1 protein-coding gene is annotated in these 1858 nt (G+C 44.9%); it reads left to right on the forward strand.

Translation table 11 applies throughout. The annotated features are described in order from the left end of the window. A partial coding sequence (locus AC6I5A_RS00275; RefSeq protein WP_034610332.1) for a DUF499 family protein occupies positions 1–1858 on the forward strand: 1858 nt, incomplete at both ends.

Raw genomic sequence — 1858 nt, forward strand, 5'->3', positions numbered from 1 at the left:
AGGCAATTCGGATTTATGCGCTGTTACCTCAACTGCGCTTGCCAACCTGTTTTCCGCACTTGGTAAGGCCCAGCTTGCCAATGTGTGCCTGGTTATTTCAGATTTGAAAGCGGCATATGAAAGCGGGAGCGAGCTTATTCGAGGCGCCTTCAAAAACCTTGAGAATGAAGTCAATCGCAGTGCTTTAAATATTGAACCAGTTGGCAGCGGCTCTGATGAAGTGTACCATATCTTGAAAAAAAGGCTATTTTCCTCCCTGCCAAAAGCCGAGGAAATCAACCTTGTTGCAATTGCTTATAAGGACGAGGTGGCGAAAGCCAAACAGATGGGATTAACCAACATCTCGCCTGATCATATCTATACGGGCGTGAAAGATTCGTACCCCTTCCATCCGTCAATTCGTGACTTATATGCACGTTTTAAAGAAAACTCCGGTTTCCAACAAACAAGAGGGCTTATAAGGCTGATGCGACAGATCATGGCGGGCATTTATACTGGGGATCACTGCAAAGCCAAGAGCAAATACCTGGTAAATGTTTTTGACTTTGACTTGAACGACCGAGCGATGCTGACAACAGTGACCCAGATTAAGCAGGAATTATCCAACGCTATCGCCCACGATATCGCGGCGAATGGCAAAGCGATCGCCGAGGAAATCGATGCTCAGTACCAACAAGAACTTGTCGGAGATGTTAGTAAACTGATCTTGGTTTCTTCGTTGGCGAATGTTCCCAATGCATTATTAGGGCTTACTTTGCAGGAAATTATCGGTGATCTGTGCGAGCCGGGCAGGGATATTGCCGGCCTGAAAAGAGCGCTTGATGAGTTTCAAGCCAGAGCATGGTACCTGGAACATGATAAGGACGGGAAATTGCTTTTCAAAAATGTCAAGAATATGATAGCCGAACTGCATTCATTGGTTGAACAATATGACAATGAAACGGTCAGAACAACAACGCTTAAAACGTTTCTGGCTGAGAAGTTTAAACCTCTTGTGGGGGATTGCTATCAAAACCTGTTGATATTCCCCGCAATTGATGAAATCATGCTATCTGCGGATAAAATTTCACTCATCTTGTTTGAACCTTACACAGGAGCAGGGCTTCATCCGAGCCTGGAGCGGTTCTACAATGATGCGCTTTATAAAAACCGGGTGATGTTCTTATCCGGTAGTCGGGATACGATGGCTCGCTTGTATGAGGCTGCTAAACAATTAAAAGCCATCGAAAAAATTATCGCCAATATGCATGATGAAAAAGTGCCGGAGGATAATCAACAATACCTCTTGGCGCAAGACACACGGATTAAAAAGATCACTGCGGTACTCAGTGCAGCCCAGCAAACCTTCTCAACCCTTTATTATCCAATGGGCGACAGTATCCGGAGCAGTGATTTTAATATGCAGTTTACGGACAATAACTACAATGGCGAGGAACAGGTGAAAAATTTACTTAAGGAAAAGCAAAAATTCTCCAACAAGCCGCTTGACGATACCCTGCGCCGTAAATGCGAACAGCGGCTTTTTACCCGAAAAGAAATGCGCTGGTCGGAAATTAAAGACCGGGCGGCAACGGAAACAAACTGGACATGGGTCCATCCGCGCACCCTGGATAACCTGCTTGCAGATTGTAAACAGAAGGATTTGTGGCGGGAACATGGCTATTATGTGGAAAAGGGACCCTTTGCAAAAGAACCTACCGGCGTATCCTTTACGGTTAAAAATGAAAATGAGGAAACAAACAAGGTGTCGCTTCGATTACATCCTCGTTTTGGCGATAAAATATATTATGAAATCGGCGCGTCGGCAACAACATCATCCTTAAAAGTCGAGGACCTCAATAATTTCGAGACTTCCGAG

It is taken from the genome of Desulfosporosinus sp. Tol-M2, assembly GCF_059735615.1.